This is a genomic window from Corynebacterium sp. HMSC30G07 (assembly GCF_001806945.1).
GTDB classification, from domain to species: Bacteria; Actinomycetota; Actinomycetes; order Mycobacteriales; family Mycobacteriaceae; genus Corynebacterium; species Corynebacterium riegelii.
This window is the reverse complement of sequence record NZ_KV786483.1, coordinates 1-2,413: the sequence shown is the minus strand read 5'-3', so window position 1 is coordinate 2,413 and position 2,413 is coordinate 1. Positions and strand designations below refer to the sequence as shown.

1 protein-coding gene and 1 pseudogene are annotated in these 2,413 nt (G+C 56.2%); both read right to left on the bottom strand.

Annotation, left to right across the window (positions count from 1 at the left end):
• Nucleotides 1–1,021: pseudogene (locus tag HMPREF3104_RS11520) on the bottom strand (hypothetical protein); the annotation flags it as partial.
• A 191-nt stretch (nucleotides 1,022–1,212) separates the two neighbouring features.
• A partial coding sequence (locus HMPREF3104_RS12535; RefSeq protein ID WP_168156387.1) for an Ig-like domain-containing protein occupies nucleotides 1,213–2,413 on the bottom strand: 1,201 nt, incomplete at its 5' end.

Sequence of the window (2,413 nt, the reverse complement as noted above, 5' to 3'; positions counted from 1 at the left end):
GGTTGGTCCAACCGCGACCACGGATCTCATCAAATCCAAGATCATTCGCAGCCTTCGTCTTAATCTCGTTGACCGCGTAATCAGACAGGTAGGAACCATAGACCTTGACGCCGGTTGCTGGCACATCGGCACCGTTCATCTTGTTCATCAAGCTCGGCGTAAACGCACCCGCAGTATGGTACAGCTGCCAGAAGAGGTTGCCCTTAATCTGGCCAGGCCCATTACCAACGACTGGGTTCTGATCAGCCTTATCCAAGTGCATCACGTCATGGCGGGTCTTCTCGCCAAACGCGAAACGAACGCTGGTCACACGGTCAGAACCAACAGACCAGCTCATACCACCTGGGGTGTCGTACGTGTTGCCGTTCGGGCCCATGTGGCCGAAGTTGTAGCCATACAGCTGCGTGAAGTTATCCGGATCCGGGTTATCCACCCACACACGAATCTTTTCGTACTGCGGACCGTTCGGATCCGCATCAAACTTCACTACCTGGCCCTTGGCATTGGTGAACGGCTTCATCTCGATGGTGTAGTAGCCATCCTCACGAGTCACACCGGTATACACCGGCGACACAATGCCACCCTTCTCAGTCCACTGTGCATAGACGCGCACACCAGCCATCGGGATCGGCTTCCACGGATCACGGGTTCCCGGGTAGACCGACAGGTCACCATCACGCTGGTGGATCACGTAGCCCTCGATGGACTCGTTGGTGCCTTCCGGAGCGTCAGACTCGATAGCCCCCTCAACCTTGATCGGCTGATCAGCAAACTCATAACGCTGCTCATCCACCACGGACTGGTAGACACCCTGGGCATTCTTACCCGGGTACTTGACACCATTACCCGCATCATTCGGCTGGCCAGCCTCATCTGGAGTACCGGCGTAAGCCGCAGCCACAGATTGAGGTACCGCAACCGGCTGCACCAACGGCGCAACCAACGCAAATGAGAGGGCAGCTGCGGCGACGGATACCCCGCGACGTTTGTTAACAGCTGCATCGGGGACTGGCTTTTTCATGTGCTCTCCTTAGTGGCTGAACATCGCCTGTACACCTGGATATTCCCTCCAAGAATAGTGTGTACCACCTTGATTTGCACGTTAAAGGAATACAACCGCAGAAAAAGACAAACCCCGGTGTTGTGAGGGATGTGATTCCCTCACAACACCGGGGTCGGCAGCTAGCTACAAGCAGCTACACGGAAGCGGTCCTACTTCTCAGCAGAGGACTTCTTATCCTCGCCCTGCTTCTTCGAAGACAGCTCGTGCGTCTTACCGGAAGAACCCTTCAGCTCAAGGTCCTTCACGGAGGAGTTGAAGCCACCGTTCGGGGAGCAGTTGTCGTAAATCAGGGTGCCAGCCAAGATGCCTGCGGCGATCAGAGCGATACCAGCAGCCACCATAGACAGGTCACCACCGACCTCCTTCAGGCGAGCGTTGATCTCAGCAACCTGACCAGCCATCTGCGGGTTGAAGATACCCAGCTGCTGCTGAATCTGGGAGTTCGCCTGCTCCAGACGGAGGGAGACCTCGTTAGCAATCGGCGTGACACCCGGGATGTCCATCTGGGTAGCCAAACCAATCGGCAGCAGCGCGATCAACGGCAGACCGAAGCCGAGGGTGGTAGCAACACACTTACCAGTGTCAATGCCAACCTTTGCCTCAGTAGAGTTGCCAGCACCATCGGTAACGACAACCTTGTCACCAGTCTTCAGATCAACATCCGACGGAACCTCAACCTTCCAGTTGCCATTCTCATCGGTCTTGGTCTCAATGACCTTACCGTTCGGCAACGTGACCTTGATGTCCTCACCCGGACGATCACCCTTACCGGTGATCTCCTTGGCGCCCGGCTTGATCTCATTCACCGTCGGCTTGGAGGTATCCGGCGTCGAGTCTTTGTCAAACGGGTTGGACCCCTTCTCAATTTCATCCTTGTTGGATACGCCGTCGCCATCAATGTCGCCGGTCGGATCCAGCAGGGACTTGCCGTCCTTGTCAACCAGGTGGAAGGTAGCTTCGCCCGTCTTCGGATCAGTCTCACCCTCGAAGGCGATCTTGCCGGTCACGGTCGGATCAGCGATGCCCTCGAACTGCTTCTTGAACTCATCCCAGTTCTTCGTACCGTTCGGGAACTTCTCCTTGAAGGAACCCTTCAGATCATCAACCGACGGAGCCTCACCGGTGATGACGCCCTTGTCGTCGATAGTGAAGCCCCAGCCCTCACCCTCGGAATCCTTCGGAGTGACCTCAGTCTTCTCAATCGGCTTCAGGTTGTCCTGACCCTCGAACGGGTTGTTCGTAGCCTTCTTCTCACCCGGCTGGACCTTGAGATCATCCGAGTTGTAGACCGGATTACCAGACTTGTTGTCTGAACCGTTGTCGTCCTTGCCCTTCTCGTGGCCGTTGACC